This window comes from Vibrio sp. L85 (genome assembly GCF_963871815.1).
In the GTDB taxonomy this organism is placed as follows: Bacteria; Pseudomonadota; Gammaproteobacteria; order Enterobacterales; family Vibrionaceae; genus Vibrio; species Vibrio harveyi.
Window position 1 is genome coordinate 22,866 of the sequence record NZ_CAWMYL010000158.1, and the last position, 18,120, is coordinate 40,985.

General features: G+C 41.8%; 17 protein-coding genes and 1 pseudogene. 3 read left to right on the forward strand and 15 right to left on the reverse strand.

Annotation, left to right across the window (positions count from 1 at the left end; genetic code table 11):
- Positions 1-8 precede the first annotated feature (8 nt).
- From hutU to hutC, 4 genes are all read right to left on the reverse strand, one after another.
- Positions 9-1,706 carry a urocanate hydratase gene (gene hutU / locus AACR11_RS15705; protein ID WP_009705869.1) on the reverse strand — a complete coding sequence of 566 codons (1,698 nt, stop codon included), beginning with the start codon at positions 1,704-1,706 and terminating at the stop codon, positions 9-11.
- Between the two features lie 113 nt (positions 1,707-1,819).
- Positions 1,820-2,833, reverse strand: a complete 1,014-nt coding sequence (gene hutG, locus AACR11_RS15710) for a formimidoylglutamase (RefSeq protein ID WP_029791138.1) — start codon at positions 2,831-2,833, stop codon at positions 1,820-1,822.
- Position 2,834: 1 nt separating this feature from the next.
- Positions 2,835-4,085, reverse strand: coding sequence for an imidazolonepropionase (gene hutI, locus AACR11_RS15715; protein WP_017190337.1), 1,251 nt, complete (start codon positions 4,083-4,085; stop codon positions 2,835-2,837).
- Between the two features lie 121 nt (positions 4,086-4,206).
- Entirely contained in the window at positions 4,207-4,914 is a 708-nt protein-coding gene (gene hutC, locus AACR11_RS15720; RefSeq protein ID WP_029791137.1) for a histidine utilization repressor, read from the reverse strand.
- A 193-nt stretch (positions 4,915-5,107) separates the two neighbouring features.
- On the opposite strand from hutC, the gene AACR11_RS15725 reads away from it, so the two are divergent.
- On the forward strand, positions 5,108-5,851 hold the full coding sequence (locus AACR11_RS15725) for a sporulation protein (RefSeq protein ID WP_029791136.1): 744 nt from the start codon (positions 5,108-5,110) through the stop codon (positions 5,849-5,851).
- A gap of 4 nt (positions 5,852-5,855) precedes the next feature.
- Here the strand turns inward: AACR11_RS15725 and AACR11_RS15730 are convergent, their stop codons facing one another.
- The gene (locus AACR11_RS15730; RefSeq protein ID WP_005445595.1) at positions 5,856-6,845 is read right to left on the reverse strand and encodes a DUF3187 family protein; all 990 of its coding nucleotides are present in this window, start codon (positions 6,843-6,845) and stop codon (positions 5,856-5,858) included.
- A gap of 484 nt (positions 6,846-7,329) precedes the next feature.
- Between AACR11_RS15730 and AACR11_RS15735 the strand changes: the two genes are divergently transcribed.
- A complete protein-coding gene (locus AACR11_RS15735) occupies positions 7,330-8,532 on the forward strand; it encodes a tyrosine-type recombinase/integrase (protein ID WP_079324827.1) in 1,203 nt (400 codons plus the stop codon).
- A 577-nt stretch (positions 8,533-9,109) separates the two neighbouring features.
- Here AACR11_RS15735 and AACR11_RS15740 read toward each other — a convergent pair.
- From AACR11_RS15740 to AACR11_RS15780, 9 genes are all read right to left on the reverse strand, one after another.
- Positions 9,110-10,045: a hypothetical protein gene (locus AACR11_RS15740; RefSeq protein ID WP_079324831.1), complete on the reverse strand. Its 936-nt coding sequence runs from the start codon at positions 10,043-10,045 to the stop codon at positions 9,110-9,112.
- A 158-nt stretch (positions 10,046-10,203) separates the two neighbouring features.
- Complete coding sequence (locus tag AACR11_RS15745) at positions 10,204-10,989, reverse strand: DUF6602 domain-containing protein (protein ID WP_339367389.1); 786 nt, start codon at positions 10,987-10,989, stop codon at positions 10,204-10,206.
- A 174-nt stretch (positions 10,990-11,163) separates the two neighbouring features.
- Positions 11,164-12,375 carry a DUF3644 domain-containing protein gene (locus tag AACR11_RS15750; protein ID WP_069530165.1) on the reverse strand — a complete coding sequence of 404 codons (1,212 nt, stop codon included), beginning with the start codon at positions 12,373-12,375 and terminating at the stop codon, positions 11,164-11,166.
- A gap of 158 nt (positions 12,376-12,533) precedes the next feature.
- Positions 12,534-12,950: a lysozyme inhibitor LprI family protein gene (locus AACR11_RS15755; protein WP_079324855.1), complete on the reverse strand. Its 417-nt coding sequence runs from the start codon at positions 12,948-12,950 to the stop codon at positions 12,534-12,536.
- Between the two features lie 142 nt (positions 12,951-13,092).
- Positions 13,093-13,941, reverse strand: coding sequence for a YecA family protein (locus AACR11_RS15760; protein WP_079324837.1), 849 nt, complete (start codon positions 13,939-13,941; stop codon positions 13,093-13,095).
- Between the two features lie 132 nt (positions 13,942-14,073).
- Positions 14,074-14,364, reverse strand: coding sequence for a hypothetical protein (locus AACR11_RS15765; RefSeq protein WP_079324839.1), 291 nt, complete (start codon positions 14,362-14,364; stop codon positions 14,074-14,076).
- A gap of 143 nt (positions 14,365-14,507) precedes the next feature.
- Positions 14,508-15,647, reverse strand: a complete 1,140-nt coding sequence (locus tag AACR11_RS15770) for a DUF6161 domain-containing protein (protein WP_079324843.1) — start codon at positions 15,645-15,647, stop codon at positions 14,508-14,510.
- A 330-nt stretch (positions 15,648-15,977) separates the two neighbouring features.
- Positions 15,978-16,295, reverse strand: a complete 318-nt coding sequence (locus AACR11_RS15775) for a hypothetical protein (RefSeq protein WP_223295746.1) — start codon at positions 16,293-16,295, stop codon at positions 15,978-15,980.
- Positions 16,296-16,438: 143 nt separating this feature from the next.
- The gene (locus AACR11_RS15780) at positions 16,439-17,206 is read right to left on the reverse strand and encodes a hypothetical protein (protein ID WP_189338774.1); all 768 of its coding nucleotides are present in this window, start codon (positions 17,204-17,206) and stop codon (positions 16,439-16,441) included.
- Positions 17,207-17,515: 309 nt separating this feature from the next.
- On the opposite strand from AACR11_RS15780, the pseudogene AACR11_RS15785 reads away from it, so the two are divergent.
- Positions 17,516-17,854 (forward strand): annotated as a pseudogene (locus AACR11_RS15785) (DUF6088 family protein); the annotation flags it as partial.
- An 11-nt stretch (positions 17,855-17,865) separates the two neighbouring features.
- Here the strand turns inward: AACR11_RS15785 and AACR11_RS15790 are convergent.
- Positions 17,866-18,120 (reverse strand): hypothetical protein (locus AACR11_RS15790; RefSeq protein ID WP_079324849.1); only part of this gene is annotated, 255 nt, incomplete at its 5' end.

Consider the following 18,120-nt stretch of genomic DNA (forward strand, 5'->3'; position numbering starts at 1 on the left):
TTTCATCCTTACTTCAGCTTTTTCAGTTCTTCATTGAGCATTGGTAAATCCAGTTTTTGCTCAGCTGCACATTGTTTTGCGATGTCGTATCCTGCATCAGCGTGACGCATAACCCCCGTTGCTGGGTCATTATGTAGAACACGTGCAATGCGCTCCGACGCGTCATCACTGCCGTCACAACAAATCACCATGCCAGAGTGTTGTGAGAAGCCCATACCTACGCCACCACCATGGTGAAGAGATACCCATGTCGCACCCCCTGCGGTATTCAGCAATGCGTTTAGTAGTGGCCAGTCTGAAACGGCGTCTGAGCCATCTATCATTCCTTCGGTTTCACGGTTCGGGCTTGCTACAGACCCTGAGTCTAGATGGTCACGACCAATGACGACAGGGGCTTTGAGCTCACCGTTTTTCACCATTTCATTAAAGGCTTGACCTAAACGTTCTCGATCTTTCAAACCAACCCAGCAGATACGTGCTGGTAGACCTTGGAACTGAATGCGTTCGCGTGCCATGTCTAGCCAGTTGTGTAGATGTGGGTTATCCGGGATCAGCTCTTTCACTTTTTGGTCGGTTTTGTAGATGTCCTCTGGGTCTCCAGATAATGCTGCCCAGCGGAACGGTCCGATGCCTTCACAGAATAACGGGCGAATGTAAGCCGGTACAAAGCCAGGGAAGTCAAACGCGTTCTCAATGCCTTCTTCTAAAGCCATTTGACGGATGTTATTTCCGTAATCGAGCGTTGCAGCGCCTCGGTTTTGAAGCTCCAACATAGCTTTCACTTGAATCGCCATCGACTGTTTGGCTGCTTTAACTACGCTCGCTTCATCTTGTAAACGCATGTCTGCTGCATGTGACATGCTCCAACCTTGAGGTAAGTAACCATTCAATGGATCGTGCGCAGAGGTTTGGTCTGTTACTACGTCTGGTGTGATGTTACGTTCTACAAGCTCTGGGAAGATATCTGCTGCATTGCCCAGTAGACCAACTGAAATTGGTGCGTCAGATTCTTTGATCATCGCTAGTGCCTCATCCAAAGACGTTGCTTTTTTATCAACATAACCGGTACGTAGGCGGTAATCGATGCGTGATTCGTCACACTCGACCGCAATCATGGAAAAGCCAGCCATGGTGCCAGCAAGAGGTTGAGCACCACCCATGCCACCAAGGCCCCCAGTTAAGATCCAGCGACCTTTGGCATCACCCTTAAAGTGCTTTTTCGCCACAGACACAAAGGTTTCATAAGTACCTTGAACAATGCCTTGTGAGCCAATGTAAATCCAGCTGCCTGCGGTCATTTGACCGTACATCATCAAGCCTTCTTTATCGAGCTCATTGAAGTGTTCCCAATTCGCCCAATGTGGCACTAAGTTTGAGTTCGCAATCAGCACGCGCGGCGCGTTTTTATGCGTCGGAAAAACGCCGACAGGTTTGCCTGATTGGACGAGTAAAGTTTGGTCATCGTCGAGTCTTTCTAACACTTCAACAATCTTATCGAAGCATTCCCAATTTCGTGCTGCTCGACCAATGCCACCATAAACTACAAGCGAGTGAGGGTGCTCGGCTACATCTGGATCAAGGTTGTTCATCAGCATACGAAGTGGCGCTTCCGTCAGCCAAGATTTGGCGCGCAGTTGTGTACCGTGTGGAGCACGAATTGTTCTGCTTGTATCAAGTCGTGGATCTTGTCCCTGGCGCTGTGTCATTTTAAGACTCCTTTAGTTTCACGTTTATATCCAAGTCTCTGCTTGGCTACTTCTCCTCAAATAACTTGGCATGAGAACTAACCATTATTCGAGTTAAGTGTTATTGAATTCGGTTATTTGGGTTTATGGTCTTTCTCTGCCATGGCATTGGCAATATCCCAGCACAGACGTGCTGCCAATCGAGCCGTTTGGCTATCGACGTCATAAGTGGGGTTGTACTCTGCAATGTCTGCCAACATGAGTTTGTTCTTGTAATGCAGTATTCGATCGAGAAACGGTGCAAGGATGTCGTAGCTCACGCCTCTCGCTGCTGGCGCGCTTACCCCAGGTGCAGTTGCCGCTGGAAATACGTCCAAATCAATCGTCAGATAGAGATAATCACAGTCATCGATAAAGTGCTGGAGCTGGGTTAAATGATAGCTGTGGTTCATGTAACAAAGCTGATTATCCTCCACGTACCAGACGTTGAGTTGATCTGCTTTTTGAAAAAGAGCCTGAGTATTGCTGCTGCGGCTGACACCTATGCAGGCGTAATGAAATGCCCAATCGTTACGCTGACAAAAATGATGGATCTGATTGAATGGTGTACCAGAACTTGGCTTTACCTCTGCAATGGGGCTTTCAAAAGCGCGTAAGTCAAAGTGTGCATCGAAATTGATGATACCGATTTTTGGCTGCTTATCTGGGTGATGGGTTTTGAAGTATTTGGCCAGTCCAGAAAATGAAGCCCACGCAATTTCGTGCCCTCCACCCAAGACGACGACAGGGCTATAGGGTAGGACTTGAGCAATAGTATGCGCGCACAGATTCTGACTCGACTCTAGTAAATCGTCTTCACAAACGATGGTACCTATATCGTAAAGTGGCGCGTCCTGATGCCATGCAAGATTGGCTAAGGCACGACGGATTAAATCTGGTGACTTCTTCGCACCAATGCGACCTTTGTTGCGCGCCACACCTGCGTCGGTAGCAAAGCCAAGTATTGAAACGCCTTCGCTTAAATGTGGTAGTTCTTCGGTGGAGATATTTTTGATCACGTGGTGGACACGCTTTCCTTGTTCTCCATCTTCGGCATCGTGACGACCTTGCCAGTGAAAGGGTGGGTGATTTACATCGGATTGAGACATTTTAATGCCCTCCGTGGGAAACGTATTCACCATTCACTATACGACCTACTAAGCGTTTTGCACCGACTTGATAGCTGAGGTCTGCTGGATGCTCGATATCCCAGATGGAGAAATCGGCGTCACAGCCAATATCAATGACGCCACGAGATTCTCCGTAACCCAATGCTTTTGCAGCGTTTTGCGTAACACCACGCAATGCCTCTTGTGGTGTTAAACGGAAAAGTGTGCATGCCATGTTCATCATCAAGGTTAAATCGGCAAACGGGGATGTTCCTGGGTTGATGTCTGTTGCAATCGCCATTGGAACCTTGTGTTCTCTGAGTAAATCAATCGGTGGTAATTGGGTTTCACGTAGGAAGTAATACGCGCCGGGGAGCAGCGTCGCAACCGTTGGAGAGTTGGCTAAAGCGATTACGCCTTGTTCATCTAGGTATTCGATGTGATCGGCAGACAGACCATTGTATTGAGCGGTTAAAGCGGTACCGCCAAGCATAGAAAGCTGCTCAGTATGGCCTTTCACTCTTAACCCGTGTTGGGTAGCCGATTGAAAGACGCGTTCGGTTTGCTCTAAGTTAAAGCCTATCGATTCGCAAAACACATCGACGCTGGTGGCGAGATTTTCTTGAGCGACAAGAGGAATAATGTCGTCACAAATATGCTGAATATAGTCGTCAGCGCAATCTTTATATTCTGGAGGAAGCGCATGAGCAGCGAGTAAGGTGGTTGTGATCTTAACCTTACGTTCATGTTCCAAGGCTTTGGCTGCACGTAGCATTTTTATTTCATCATCCAGAGTTAATCCATAACCGGATTTGACTTCAATCGACGTGACGCCGCTTGCAATCAAACCGTCAAGGCGTGGCAAAGCGAGCTCAATTAGTTGTTCTTTAGTTGCGGTTCGTGTGGCATAAACGGTAGAGAGAATACCGCCGCCTTGCTTGGCGATTGTTTCGTAAGGCACATCATTGAGGCGCATTTCAAATTCGTTGGCTCGATTACCCGCGTATACGAGGTGGGTGTGGCAATCTATTAACCCTGGCAGTAACAACCTGTTTTGAAGGTCAAGCGTTTGTTCGTAATGATCTGGATTCAGAATGGATTCGGTTTGTGCACTGTCTTTGCCTTTTTCTGTGGTACTGATGGCAACGATTTTTCCCGAACGAATGCCAACGCGGGCAGGAGGAGAAGGCAGGTAACCATGTTCTCCTTCTTGCATCGTGACTAAACGGGCGTTCTCAATCAACAGATCCATTCTTGTCGTTCCTTTCAATTCGTATTCTTTAAATGTATATACAAATAAATAGGAGAAAAAAGCATCACTGACAAGGCTAATGTTGCGGAAATGTGATCGAAACGAAGAAGTAACGTCCAGTTTATAACAGGATCTTAGAGCTTAATTTGTACTTGTTACCAGGGTGATACAGAAGGGCTGTACTGACCAGTTTATCTTGGCTCCAAGTCCGGCGATTGAGGAGTAAGCACGGTTCATTGGCTTGCATTTTCAGGTCTTGCTTAACGCGTCCATCCGGTATAATCGCTTCGACCGTATGCTCTATGGCGCTCAGTGGACAATTGTCTGATAGGTATTGGTTTGGCGTCTTACAAGTGAAGTCTTGTTGTAGATAATTTGGCGCATATTGGCTGTTGACCCAACGCAATTCAAGTTGAATCGGGTTGTTATCTTCAAAGTGTATGATTTCACTATAAAATACTGTTGTGCCTAACATCACGCCAAGCTTGGTTGCAATAGCGTCATCGGCTTTTATAGCGACTTGTTGTAACACTGCGCTGCGGTGTTCTCGTCCGCGATTACTGATTTCATCGGCAATATTACGAATGTCTAAAAGGGGCGATTCTGACTTCTCCGCCGGATCACAAACAAAAGTCCCAAGGCGAGGGCGACGTTGCAGTTTCCCCTCGTTGACTAAGTCCCGAATGGCTTTGTTGACGGTCATTCGACTCACACCAAACTGCTCAGTCAACTCGATCTCTGTCGCAATACGATGCCCAACTATCCACTCTCCCGAGTCAATTTTATCGAGGATGAATTGCTTGATTTGCATGTAGAGTGGCGCAGACATAAAGATTTCCTTTTAATTGACTATACAAATAGTGCGTAATCTATGGACAAATTGCAAACAAACATACCTATTTTGTGCAGTGATAAAAGGAATTAGTCCGCATTCTTGTCGTCTATTACTTGCAGGAGTTTCTGCAGTTGTGTAAACAGAGACTTATCAAAACAATGAAAATAGACAGTCACAAAGGAATCGCATGTTTAAAAAACTCAAAGCGTCGCTTGGGATCGGCTCAGCTAAAGTCGATACGATCTTAGATGAAATGAGCGTGTACCAAGGGGCAACACTGCGCGGTCATGTTCAAATCAAAGGTGGTGACGTAGAGCAACAAATTGATGCCATTACCATCAAGCTCAACACCGAAATGAAAGTGGAAGTGGATGACAGTATCAGTTACCAAACTTTCACGATAGACCAACTTAAAGCGGTCGAACCGTTTGTCATTCAACCGAATGAAGAAAAACAAGTGCCATTCGAGCTCAAACTTCATGACGAAACACCAATCACAGCTGTGAGTGCACAGAAAAATCAATGCCATGTTTGGGTAGAAACTACGCTAGATATTGGCTTTGCGATTGACCCGCGTGATAGAGATTACATCGAGGTTAAGCCGTTACCAGTCGCTTCGCGTGTAATCCAAGCCATCGAACAAGCGGGTTTTACTATGGTGAAAGCGGATGTCGAGAAAGGCTTCTTGCGTGGCAATACGTTCTCTTCACGCTCGGGTATCTATCAAGAACTGGAATTTCGTAATAACGGTTTTGTGTCAACTAAAGAGATCGAACTCTCATTTATCCTAGATGGTGGGATTATCCACTGTTTAGCAGAGATCGACCGTTCATTTAGTATGTCAGGCGATCAATACCGTTCTTTCTCGTTACCGATTGGAGCTTCTGATTCAGAAGTTGCGGCAGCAGTTGCGCCGACATTGGATCTGTAAACATCTAACTTTCCGTTTCTGGAACGAATAGGTACCGATATCCAAAAGTGAAGGCGATATCGGTACTGTTATCCATGTTTCTCGCATTCTCAATCGCCATGATTTCAATGGCAGAGTTCTCCATCAAATAGCGATAACCAATAACAAACTCATTCGATGCGTCAGCAAACTCGCTTGGACCTTCAGTGGAGCCCTGATACCAATGATATTCAAGGATAAAGTGGTGATTGTTGTTTAACGCATAACGATATCCGCCTGCAAGCGCTGCCGTGTTGTGCCGGTATGGGAAGTCAACAAGCGCTCGATCACTATTTCGAAACGTCATCCCCGCCATGGAATAGAATACATTGGCTGCATTGAGTCGGTAGCTGTAGTTAATTTGTACTCCTTGCTCAAAACTGCTTCCTTTAAAGGAGCCGTGAGCGACATCGTTATAGTAGAGACTACCACCGACAGATAAACCATGATGTTCATTTTGTATTATTTGGTATTGGATATACGTTGAGAGGTTGTTTGCCAGTGTTTCACCTTCAAAATCCTCTATTAAAATGTCGTACTCGGGCATCGACATATAAAAGCGGTTCTTGTCGACTTCATCTCGCCCATTTTGTCCGATACCAAATAGGTCGTGAAAGCTTTCGGTCAGTCCATCTAAATGGTTGTCTGCAGCAAAGACCCAACGATAGTTCAGTTCCCATTGCCACTGGTCGTTGATTTGCCATTTTCCACCGAGTTCAAGTTGGTTGTGATAGTAATCGAGAGAATAATCGCTCGTGTGAGCCCAGACACTTGCGATGGTGCCCGAACCATATGCTTCAACGTAGCCGGAGGGAAGACTATACCCAGAGCGAAGTACGTTAGTATGACTGACCACTTGTATTGGAGATTGCGCATAAGAGCGCAGTGGACCATACAAATCGGATGCGCTGAACGCTGGGGTACTTAGAAACAAGGCGCAACTCAAAAGAGTAGGTTGCCATCTTAAATCCATCATGATGAAAGCCTAAAATGAGATTACTCAATAAATTAACTATAGTGTCTTCATGTTTTGAATGCTGTTCAATTGCAATAATTATACAATTTGGGCTTAGTGTTGAATTGGTAGTAATGAAGTTTAGATGACATTTTGAAATCGCTCTTTGCATTCTAAATGTGAGCTAGGTACAATCCTCGTTCTGATGAAGGTCCGGTATTCGTGTTACCGAGCGACCGTCATCAACTTTCGAAATATCTTCTAATTTGAATAACATGTGTTGCTTGGTGTGCGGTCTTTGTTGCATATTGCAGTTATTCAAGGTTTCTCACTACAGTTCACTTAATTTCAGTAAATACAGAATAAAACTAATGTAATTAGCAGTTTAACTATGAATTCGAAGCGATGTGATTTCATGAAACTCTATATTCGTTTAGCTATTTTCATTTGCACTCTTTGTAGCGTTGTACCAAATTTAATTAAGATTCGGGTATGAGGCTCAGATATGACTATCAGTGATGCATGGCTTCGGGCTGCCGTGGGTAAGCCTTATTCAGGTAAGAGTGAGATTACTTACCGAGACGGTTTAGGTGTACGCATTAGCCCCAAGGGAAAGATTACATGGATCTATCGTGTTAACTTTCTGGGTAGACCTATCAAAATGAAATTGGGTGAGTATCCAAGCTTAAAAATACGAGATGCGTTAAGAGAGCGAGATAAAAGAGCCGAGCTAGTTGCTATTGGTGTTGACCCCCGCTCCGGTGTTTCATCATTAGAGAAGACTCGACCTCATACTTTAGATGATCTCGTTGATTACTGGGTGGAGAACCATGCAAGAGAGAACGTTTTGCATTGGAAAGCACTAAAAAAGATGTTCGATACTGACATTAGCCCTTATATAGGCTCCTATCCGGCACATCAATTAGAACTATTTGACTATATGCCTATCTTTAAGAAAGCGAAGGAGAGAGTCAGCCCAAAGCATTCAGCAAACTTAATGACACGAATTAAAAGTGTGTTGGGGTATGCCGTCCGTCATGGACTGCTTAAATACAATGCGCTTGCTGAGTTAAAGAAAGTAGATGTAGGTTCTCCTACAAGTGTCAGAAGAGCAAAACAAGATATCAATGCAGTCCCTGTTTTGTGGAAAACAATTGCTTCTGTCTCTATTCATGAGAGTAACAAGAACTTTTTAAGACTGTTAGCGATTTTCGCATGTCGTAGTATCGAGTTGAGGATGGCTAAGAAAAGTGATTTTGATCTCAAAGCTAATGTATGGACAGTTCCTGAAGAGCACAACAAAATTAGGAAGAGTGGTGGGGGCGCAATCCGTCGTCCAATACCAGAACTTGCAGCAAAAGTTATCAAAGAGCAATTTCTAATTTGGCCGAAACACGAGATTATGTTTCCTCCAGTGAATACAGAAAAAGACCAAGCTATGTCGGATAATTCTCCAACAAATTTTGGTGCAAAGTTAGGTGATGCAATGGCGTCCATGGGATATCCAAGAACGACAAATCATGACATGCGTAGAACTGCGAGAAATATCTGGGAGTCCCAAGGGGTAGGGTACAATGTCGCCGAAGCGATGCTGGGACACAAGGTTCATACCGGAGTACAAAGTCACTACTTGGACTATGAATATTTGGAGGAGCAAAGAGTAGCTTACGAGAATTGGTGCTCCGTCTTACTCGATATGAACCCTTGACCAAGAAGTTATATTAGGTTGTTTTTCTGAGACCATGCGACGACCTCTTTGTAAGAGCGTCGTCCTCTCATCCCCTCAATAGAGGCTGGAAAACCATTGTTCTGTGTCCATCTCCATAGAGTGCTGGGGCTAATACCATAAAGCTCTCGAATTTCTTTATCCGATATAAATGGGCGGGTGCTCTCTGGATCGAGGACTAAGCTATCGTTTTGAATCATTTTAAAACTCCTATTTATTGAGTCGATATGAGTTCTCGGGTTAAGAACTCTCAGAATCACTTAGAGTTTTACATGTCTTAATCGGTCAGGTTCGGTTTAATCAGTTCAATTTTGAGCGACTAAACTGAAAGTTGGTGTAGGCATGCATTGTTGCCGTATTTTTCTCTGATTTCTATGACGTAGTTTCTAGTCATATTTAAATACAAAAATAGTAAACAAGGAGCACATTGTGGCATAACGCCCTGTTAAGGTGTGTGCAACGCAATACCAATGCCGCCGCATACCACCATAAACACTAAACGCAACGCATAGTAAAAATGCCAAGCGTTGCGAATCTCTCTTAAATTGTTTGTTATAAGCTACTCTTCGCACCAAACACAACGGCTGGTATTCTTATCCAGTTTAACTTGCCTGCATTCGACACAACTTGCCACTAAGACATCTAGGCTAGTACCGCAGACAAAACACTCGTAATGTGACTTATCTGCACTAGACTGAATCATCGTATCAATATTATGCCTTTTCCAATGAGTATCTTCGTAAAAGTAGATTTTTCGAAACCAGTCCTCGCAAAAATAGCATTCAATACTTCGGGATTTAGGGTTAAAGCCGAAAAACTGCTTTACCAAAGATGGTTTAAGTGAGCTGATTACTATTGACAATTCTTCATGTATTTCAAAATAACGATACCCCTCTGATTCGAGTTCTCCAACAATATTTAGATCATTGCTAGGTTGCTTAGCGTGATAATTGAAACGAGCTTTTATCCATTGTTGCTTGCCAAAAAAGTATTCGTGAGCTGTTAGAATTTCTTTTGCCAAATCTAATGGGGATATTGTACTTTTTTCATTCACTGAGTGCATAACTTTGTTTCGAACAGAGCGCATCTGATTAAACCAAGTTGTAAACGACTCATCTAGCCGATCTGAACAAAATGTATTGTGGATTTTGATGAGATCTTGGGCATCTAAAGTACGAAACTCCAGAAAGCTTATATCCGACTTATCGGCTTTCTTCGGCCAATTTTTTCCATCATTAGCAATGAGTATATACGGGGAAACTCCAGCGATATTACCTTTAAGAAAAAACTCCACCGCCTGTTGAACAAGTGTAAACGCAGACATTAGCTTGGGTTTGGAATATTTAAAGTATCTGAATTCAAAATCCCCGCCCTCATCAAAGCCAGCATATTCATCATACTCTTTCAAGAGGTGAACCAAGCTTTCCCACGCAGATTGAATCAACGATTCTCCCATTTCATGGAAGTCTTTTTTACTTGGTATATCAATAACCATACTAACACCTAACGTGTAAATTTAATTGTGGCTTATAACGCCCTGTTAAGGTATGAGCAACGCAATACCAATGCTCCTGCATACCACCTTAAACACTAAAACCAACGCATAGTAAAAATGCCACGCGTTGCGAATCACTCTTAAACAGTTTGTTAGGGCTACGTAGCCTCTGATCTCCTAAAGATGTTTTTACCATCAACATGATTAAGTTCCAGCATTGGAATTTTCCCGATACCCAATCTAAAGGCTTGGTGATGTAAGAAATAAAGTTTGTCGAAATCACCTGCGAATATGGTATTGATCGTATCGGCAGTATGTATACCAGCTTTCAGCTCGCACTGCTTCATAATACAAAATAGGAATTGAGTTAGTATTGCTTCTTCCTTAGATTCAACACAGTCATTACACGTTGTAACATAAAGTCCGAATGGTTTGGCTACAGGCTCGAGCAGCAAATCGAGGATAAAACTATCAAGCGCCAATATTTTATGAGGATAGTTTAAAAAATTGTCATCCATTCCGTAAGATTTACACCAATCAGCAACTGTATCCATATTTTTTGTGCTGCTACGAAAACAAAGAGCGAATAGGTTAAAACCTTGGGGGGTTGATTTTCGATACTGAATTGATTTTTTAACGATGTCATCAAATGACGATTTATTCAGCACCGTTTTAACTTCGATAGCGCTTACTACAGCGTTTGGCACAACAACAGCAAAATTCCCATCTTGAAACAGATAAGCTGAAGGTACATTTTCATCAATGATCAAGATATCTATTTGTGGGCTAACTTCCTGAGTTTTAGGATTGTAGACAAAGCCAGTTTTCACCGAAAAGCGCTTGGAAAGAAAATTTGATAAATAGTTTGCTATCAAATTCTCATGATATGTTCCAACGGACGGAGCATGTTTTACTAGTTCATTTAAGCGACCTAGTTTACTCATGATCTCTTTGGCATAGTTTTGATAAAGTATCATTTTCCCTCATTTCCCGAGTATCCCTAACGCCCTGTTAAGGTGTGAGCAACGCAACACCGATGCCTCCGCATGCCACCTTAAACACTAAACGCAACGTATAGCAAAAATGCCAAGCGTTGCGAATCACTCTTAAACAGATTGTTAGGCTTTTTTTCGACGGTTCCGGTGACTTTTTAATGCACCGTCCAGCCAATTTTTCTGGTTAAGATTATTCACAAACCATTCAATGAAAGCCTCAGAGTACCTGTGACGCCCATCTAACTCATAGTGATAGTTAGAGCGCTTGGCTTTCTGAGTTTTGTTCTTCTTTACAACAGCTTGAAAAGAATAACTTGTAATTTTAAAGAGTGTTTGTCGAACGTTAATTTCTGCGATTGCTGTGTTCTGATGGTATGGGTGGGTAACATCTGGATCTTTAGTTTCGCGGATGATAATTGCTTTCTCACCACCATCACTCAGTGACAAAGATAAGTCACTCTCTGAAGACTTTTTGGTTAACGCTAACTTGTAGTCTACAGAAATCGAAAATTCATCAGAGTCACATTCTCGTGCCATTTCTGTAAATTTGCCCAGAAAGCTTCTCACTTGAGTTGCGGTTAACTCACCATAAGTTTCTTTGATTACTGCGACTTCAGGTTCACAGCCATCGACAATAAGACTCAGTAAACCAACGCTTTGACCCGCTAATGGGCTATTGCCCATTAGCGCTTTATAGCGTTTTTGATAATTCAGTACTGTTGCTTGGAACAAACGAGATAATTGAGGTTGTAACTCTGGTATTAGCAGATGAATCGCATGGTCTCTAAGATCAATCAGCGTTTCCAAGTTTTTAGCCACATTGTCGGATGACTCGAGCAGCTTACACATAGCTTCACGAATGCTAATGCTGAAATCACCCTCTTTAAAAATACTTGATGCACCGTCTCGTTTAGCTAGTTCCGACTTAAGCATGAGTTCCCATGCATTTACCATCATAATGGTAAATGCTTCAACTCGGTTCCCCAGTGTTGGACGGTTATAAACTTCAAGCGCTAACGTAAAAGCATCATGACTTCTTTTTATCAGTTGATCCGAGAGAATTTCATCAGGTGATTTGGACTGTGTATTCAAACTCTGGGACATGAGCCTGAAAAACTCGTCATTAGAGAGTTTATTAATACCGCTGCATTTCCATAGAGAACGACTCACTTTAACGATGTACTCGCCCTTGAGCTTTTCGTTGAAGTATTTGTTTACAGAGCTAACACTATAACCGACTGATTCCGCCACTTCTTTAGCTGTAAATTCACTACCTTTTTCCTCAAGCTTTCGGAGTTCATCCAATAGCTGAAGAAGCATACCCTTTTTAACCATGTTGATTATTTCTCCAAAAGCCTAACGCCCTGCTAAGGGGTGAGCAACGCAATACCAAAGCCGCTACATACCACCTTAAACACTAAAACCAACGCATAGTGAAAATTCCATGCGTTGCGAATCCCTCTTGAACAGTTTGTTATGTGCGTGGTTGAAACCTACTCTACACTTGGCTCCGGTAAAACTGGTGGTGTACTGTCCATATAAGTTAAAAAGTTTTCCCATAACTCGTGCGTTCTTTGCTTAGTTAACTTAGTTTTGCACGATATCGCCATAATTCCACGAATAGTTCCATCACGCCATTGCGTATAAACCGAATCACAGTGAGAGGACATATATGCTTGCCAATCCTGTTGAGCGAGCTTAATTGCTGCGATCAGTTCTGGGTCATGAGAGTTGTGCTCAAAGCTAGTGTTTAGATATTTGTTTAATTTAACTTGTGCTGACTCTAATTCAATAGTGGCACATTGGTTTATCTCAATTGTGGTCATCGCATTATTACAGTCAATGGACTCTTCTTCAGCAAAAGCACCAAATGAAAGGCTAGCTAATATGATGATTAGACGCTTATTCATCGTTTTCTCCGAAAGCACATAACGCCCAATTAAGGTGTGAAGCACGCGACCACACCACTCAATTTGACCACCGTAATCACTGAACTCAACCCAAACCAAAAATGCCAAGCGTGCTGAATCACTCTTAAATTGTTTGTTAACTTTATATATCAGAACGCATTTCAATTTTATATCCGTTGCAATACCAGTCATCTCCAATTTGTGAATAACTTGGAGGCCACATATCACTTAACCCTTCTAGCCGTGCAAATTCGAATAATGTCATAATGAGTAATAAAGAATTGTCGTGCACTGAGTAGTCCTTGCTTACGCCATGCATAACCGTGTTTCGGTGAAAATCACCAACCTCCGACTTACCAGACATAATCTTGTTTAAGAATTTACAAAAGTACTTAATTGCATCTAAATCACCATATAACATGCCTTCCTTCAAACCTTTTGAGTCAATTCTATATACAGGACTATTGTTCCGGTCGAAAGAAACATTACCATAATCTCTGAATATTCCCTCGATCAAAGCAAAACACGTAGGGATAGTTAGAGTGTACAAACCAGAGAAGTGTGCTTCTATAATTTGAGATACAGCGTCTTTGTTTTTACCTAAAAAACCTTCTCTATTTTGATCATTCTTCAACATCCTTTCCAAGTATTCTCTAGAGTAACCATCTTTCCAAGATTCAAATAGGGCGTCTGTATCTAGGTTACCAGCTCGCAATGCCTCTAATTTCTTTATGTGAGCATCGATAGACATTCCTTGAAAATAGTAAATTCCACTCTCGAGACAAAATTCAAATAGTGGTAAATTTTCATTTGCTATCAACGAAAATATTAAATTACTCAGCTCTTGCCCTTGTTTGTTCAACCCTAATGGGTTGTTCTCAGGGGCTACCGGTATGTCTCTATCATAACCATAGTGACAATACTTAAACTTTTTACCAGACCCGCAAGGACAAAGCTCATTACGACCTGTTTTTTTATTACTTTTCGACATGTCTTACCTATAAAGTTAACGCCCGCTTAAGTGGTGAGCAACGCAATACGATGTTTCCGCACAACACCATGATCACAAAAATCAACGCATGGTAAAAATGCCACGCGTTGCGAATCCGTCTTAAAGCGTTTGTTAAATTTTATTCACATCAATTACTTGAAATTCTGGGAACTTATGACCTGATGTTTCACAAAATGCAGGCTTTATCATTTCCTTTAACTGCTGCTCATTAACTTCACTTGATTGCTCAAATTCGATAGTTATAACATTGGATTCTAAGTTTACTTGGACATGGTGATCATAAAAAATCGACTCTATAGCACCTTTTGAGCAACCTAAAGCACTTTGGAATCTTTCTTCTGCGCTATCAAAGGAACCCTCATCTAAATCTGATGCCATGTGGACTACAACTTTGTACTTCATATTTTCCTCTAAAATTTAACGCCTTGTTAAGGTGTGAGGCACGCAATACCGATGCTTCTGCATAACACCTTAACCACAAAAACCAACGCATAGTAAAAACGCCACGCGTGCCGAATCACTCTTGAACAATTTGTTAGAAGTTACTATCTTGAGGTCGTTCGGTTTATCAGTTCAATAACACTTGGTGGTGCCGCATCATCTGAGATGATACCTGTTGCCGAAGGCTTGAATATTGATTGTAGAACTAACTGCCTTTCTTCAGGAGAAGAAGCGCCTCCCTCACTTAGGAGAGCTAGGTAAGATTTAGTCATTATAATTCTTTCCTGCGAACTTAATTCAAGATGATTATGACTAAGATACATTCTTACCAAAATTCTTATGAGCCATACAGCTAAAGATGTCGCAAATACAATAACTCCGATCTTCCCCCAAACAATTGAGTCCGTAGAAAGAACTTCCCAACCAACCCACGTTATTAAAGCAAAAATGAACGGAGCGATAATTAAAGATGCAATACCAAAGTATTTTGCTCGTTTCCTGTGGAACTTTTTATTATCTTCCCAATATGAAACAGGTGCTTTGAGTTGGATTTCACTTTTGTATGACTCAACAAAATTGGATATTTTTTCTTTAGCTTTCTGTTTTTCAGACTCCAGTTTAGTGTTTAGTTCTTCAATCTGACTTTCGTACCTTTTGGAATTGAGGTTGATAGTTTCCTGTAAGTCAGTTTCAACCCGTTCAACAAATGTATCCTTGTTTTCTTCAGCCTCTTGAATAGCTTTTTTTACTCTGTCATCTAAGCTGATGACTAATTGTTCAGATTCTCGGGCTCGTTTCTCTAGAGCAATAGACTCACTTTCCAAAGACTCTTGTTGCTTTTTAGCCTGTATTCTGATTTCTGACATCAAATCTAGAAATTGCTGCTTTTCCGGCAATAATTTCTTTCGTAATCCCTTTTTATATAAAATTGCTGTAACAATACCCTCAATGTCAGAGTCTTGTTGGTTCAAAAGCGTGCGTAAACAACTAACTGCAACAGCTTTATCCTCAATACTGTTGATGAAGCGACCAGTTACACTTTGAGATAAGAATATTTTTCGTTCTTGGCTTAGTTCTTCTATTTTTTCTTCAAAAGTCTGTAGTTTGCTGTCTGATGGACTAGCTTTTTGTAGCTCTCTATTGAGTTTAAGTCCTATTTGGTTAAGTTGCTCATATCCATCCAAACCATGATCTATACCTTCTAACCAAGACCAACTTTCTATCTCTTGTTGTAACTTGTCCATCTAATCTCCTTGTAACTTCTAACGCCCTGTTAAGGTGTGAGCAACGCAATACCGAAGTTGCCGCATACCACCTTAAACACTAAAACCAACGCATAGCAAAAATGCCACGCGTTGCGAATCACTCTTAAACAGTTTGTTATGTGAAAATTAATTTGGGCAGAGAAAAGAGCCTACTAAAGGCTCTTCCACAACCTCACACTCTAACGTTCCATTTACTGAGAGTTTTAGAGGGTTCAAAGGTGTGCAACATTCATCTTCAGGCGCTATGGAGTTTTCGACTTGGTACTTAAAAATGTTGTCGTTATCTTGCCTATAAGTAAACTCACACCCCTAAAACTCACCATTAGTATCGCCAAGAACCATACCATAGCGTGTAACTATCTGAAATCTGTCTTCAAACTCGGTAAAAGTTTGAGAGACAATTTCAACATTCCCCTCATAGCATTCGAACATAGTCTCTGTAAATTCATGTTCGTTCAAAGCACTACTAATATTTACTGGTCGAAAATAAATATAGGGGCGGCAAAGGACACTATTATTGTAGCGAAAGACAACGCTAAGCTCGTCTTCCCCTATGTATTCGTAATCATTTTTATTCAAAGTTATATGCTGCGTGAAGTACGCTAATTTGAGCATTATATCTTTCACTATCTAATACCTTTACTTAGAGCTAACAACGGCTTCAGGAGAATTTTCACATAACGCCGCGTTAAGGTGTGAGTAACGCAATACAAAAGCCTCCGCATTACGCCTTAAACACTAAAACCAACGCATAGTAAAAATGCCACGCGTTACGAATCACTCTTAAACGCTTTGTTATGTGAAATTTTCCCCAATCTTTCAGATACATAGTCCTCTAGCCCATCAACAAACTCATAACGAATGTTGAGTATATGCAGCGCAAAGTCAATCGCACCTTTATTGCAAGCGGTGTTAATTTTGTCGTCTTCACCTCGAGCTAAAGGGAATAGGTTTGTTATATTATTCCTTAGCACAGCAAGCTCGTAATAGAGCGTATTGTAAAACCTCTGATTGTTATCGTTTCGTCTACAAACCCAGTCAAGCCTAGAGCTATGTACTTGCAATTGATTTAGAATATTTGCCAAGTATTTTGCAACCTCGGGAGTAGCGTATCGAATACACTCTTGAATGGTCGTCAAATCACTAGTATTGAGCTCTGGCGGGCTTATCTGCTCTCTGGCTTGTCTCGCTTTCTGATAGAAATTAGCCTGTTGTAAAACTTCTGCACTACTATCAACGTACCTAAGTAGAGAATCTAATTTTTGTGGTAATAATGCCCTAGCGGCTACAAATTCTCGCGCTCTCTGTATTTCAGCAGTAAAACTGGCAATATTAAAAGCTGTAATGCTTGATATAAACGCTAGAACACCTGTGTTTAAGGTTTGCCAATCTAACCACACTTGGTGCACATATTCCCAATCTCCGTAGAACCAAGGTACAACACACATCGAGATAAAATATAAAAGTGTTGCCGGGACACCTATGTAATTTAATAACCAAACAAAAGACTGTGGTCTTAACAAACCAATACGACTCAAAAAAGTTTCCTCATTTTACATAACGCTAATTAGACCACTAACAGCTGCTTTTTAACCCAACGTAGCGCCGTCTTTTATTTACTAATAAAGCTTATAATCAATAACTTAGCAATAGCACGGAGTTTTTAAAATGCTAAAAGATGCATAACTTGAAGGTGCGTAACTGGTTTTGAGAAGAACGATGCCCTCACGCAGGCAAGAGTTGCTAGTTACTTATGTATGCAGCATACAAACTAATAGTCGTTGACGTACATTCTCTCTTTAAAAGAAAACTAGAGTCGAAGTGAAATACAGATTTTTGCTCGCTGTGCCAGCTATTCTCAAATTAGTCGTAGCCTTAAACAACTGATTGAAAAAGGCATATTGATGAGAGTAGGGTATGGCTTATACACTAAAGCCACAATAAACAGCTTAACGAACAAGCCAATGCCGACTCACCCTGGTGGCACGGATGGGGTGATGCTAGAAATCTTGAAGAAACTTGGTGTCCCTTTTGAGATTGACCAAATGTCATTGAAAAGTATCAATGGTCACTCCAATCAGATCCCCGCTTCGGTTCAGTATTCTTGGGATCACAAAGTATTTAATCGTGAGATCAAGGTAGGTAACCGAGTTCTATGTAGTGTTCGAAAGCGCTCCGATGATTGATCCAAAGACAATCAATGTAACTCAAACACCGGAGGAGCACTGTTCCGATTTAAGACAGTATTCCAGAAGTACCTTATCGCATAGTTATAATCTCGCTTGGTGCTGAGAGCATAGTCACTGTTCCGTTTTAGAAAGCCAGTAACGTGGTTGCGGCCAATCTGATTGATTCTTTTCACCGCATGCTCGTGCTCGGCAATATTTAAGACTAACAACTCAATCCTTTTCGCTTGCTGCTTTCTTGATTTCTTTCCTCCTTTTCTTTTTAA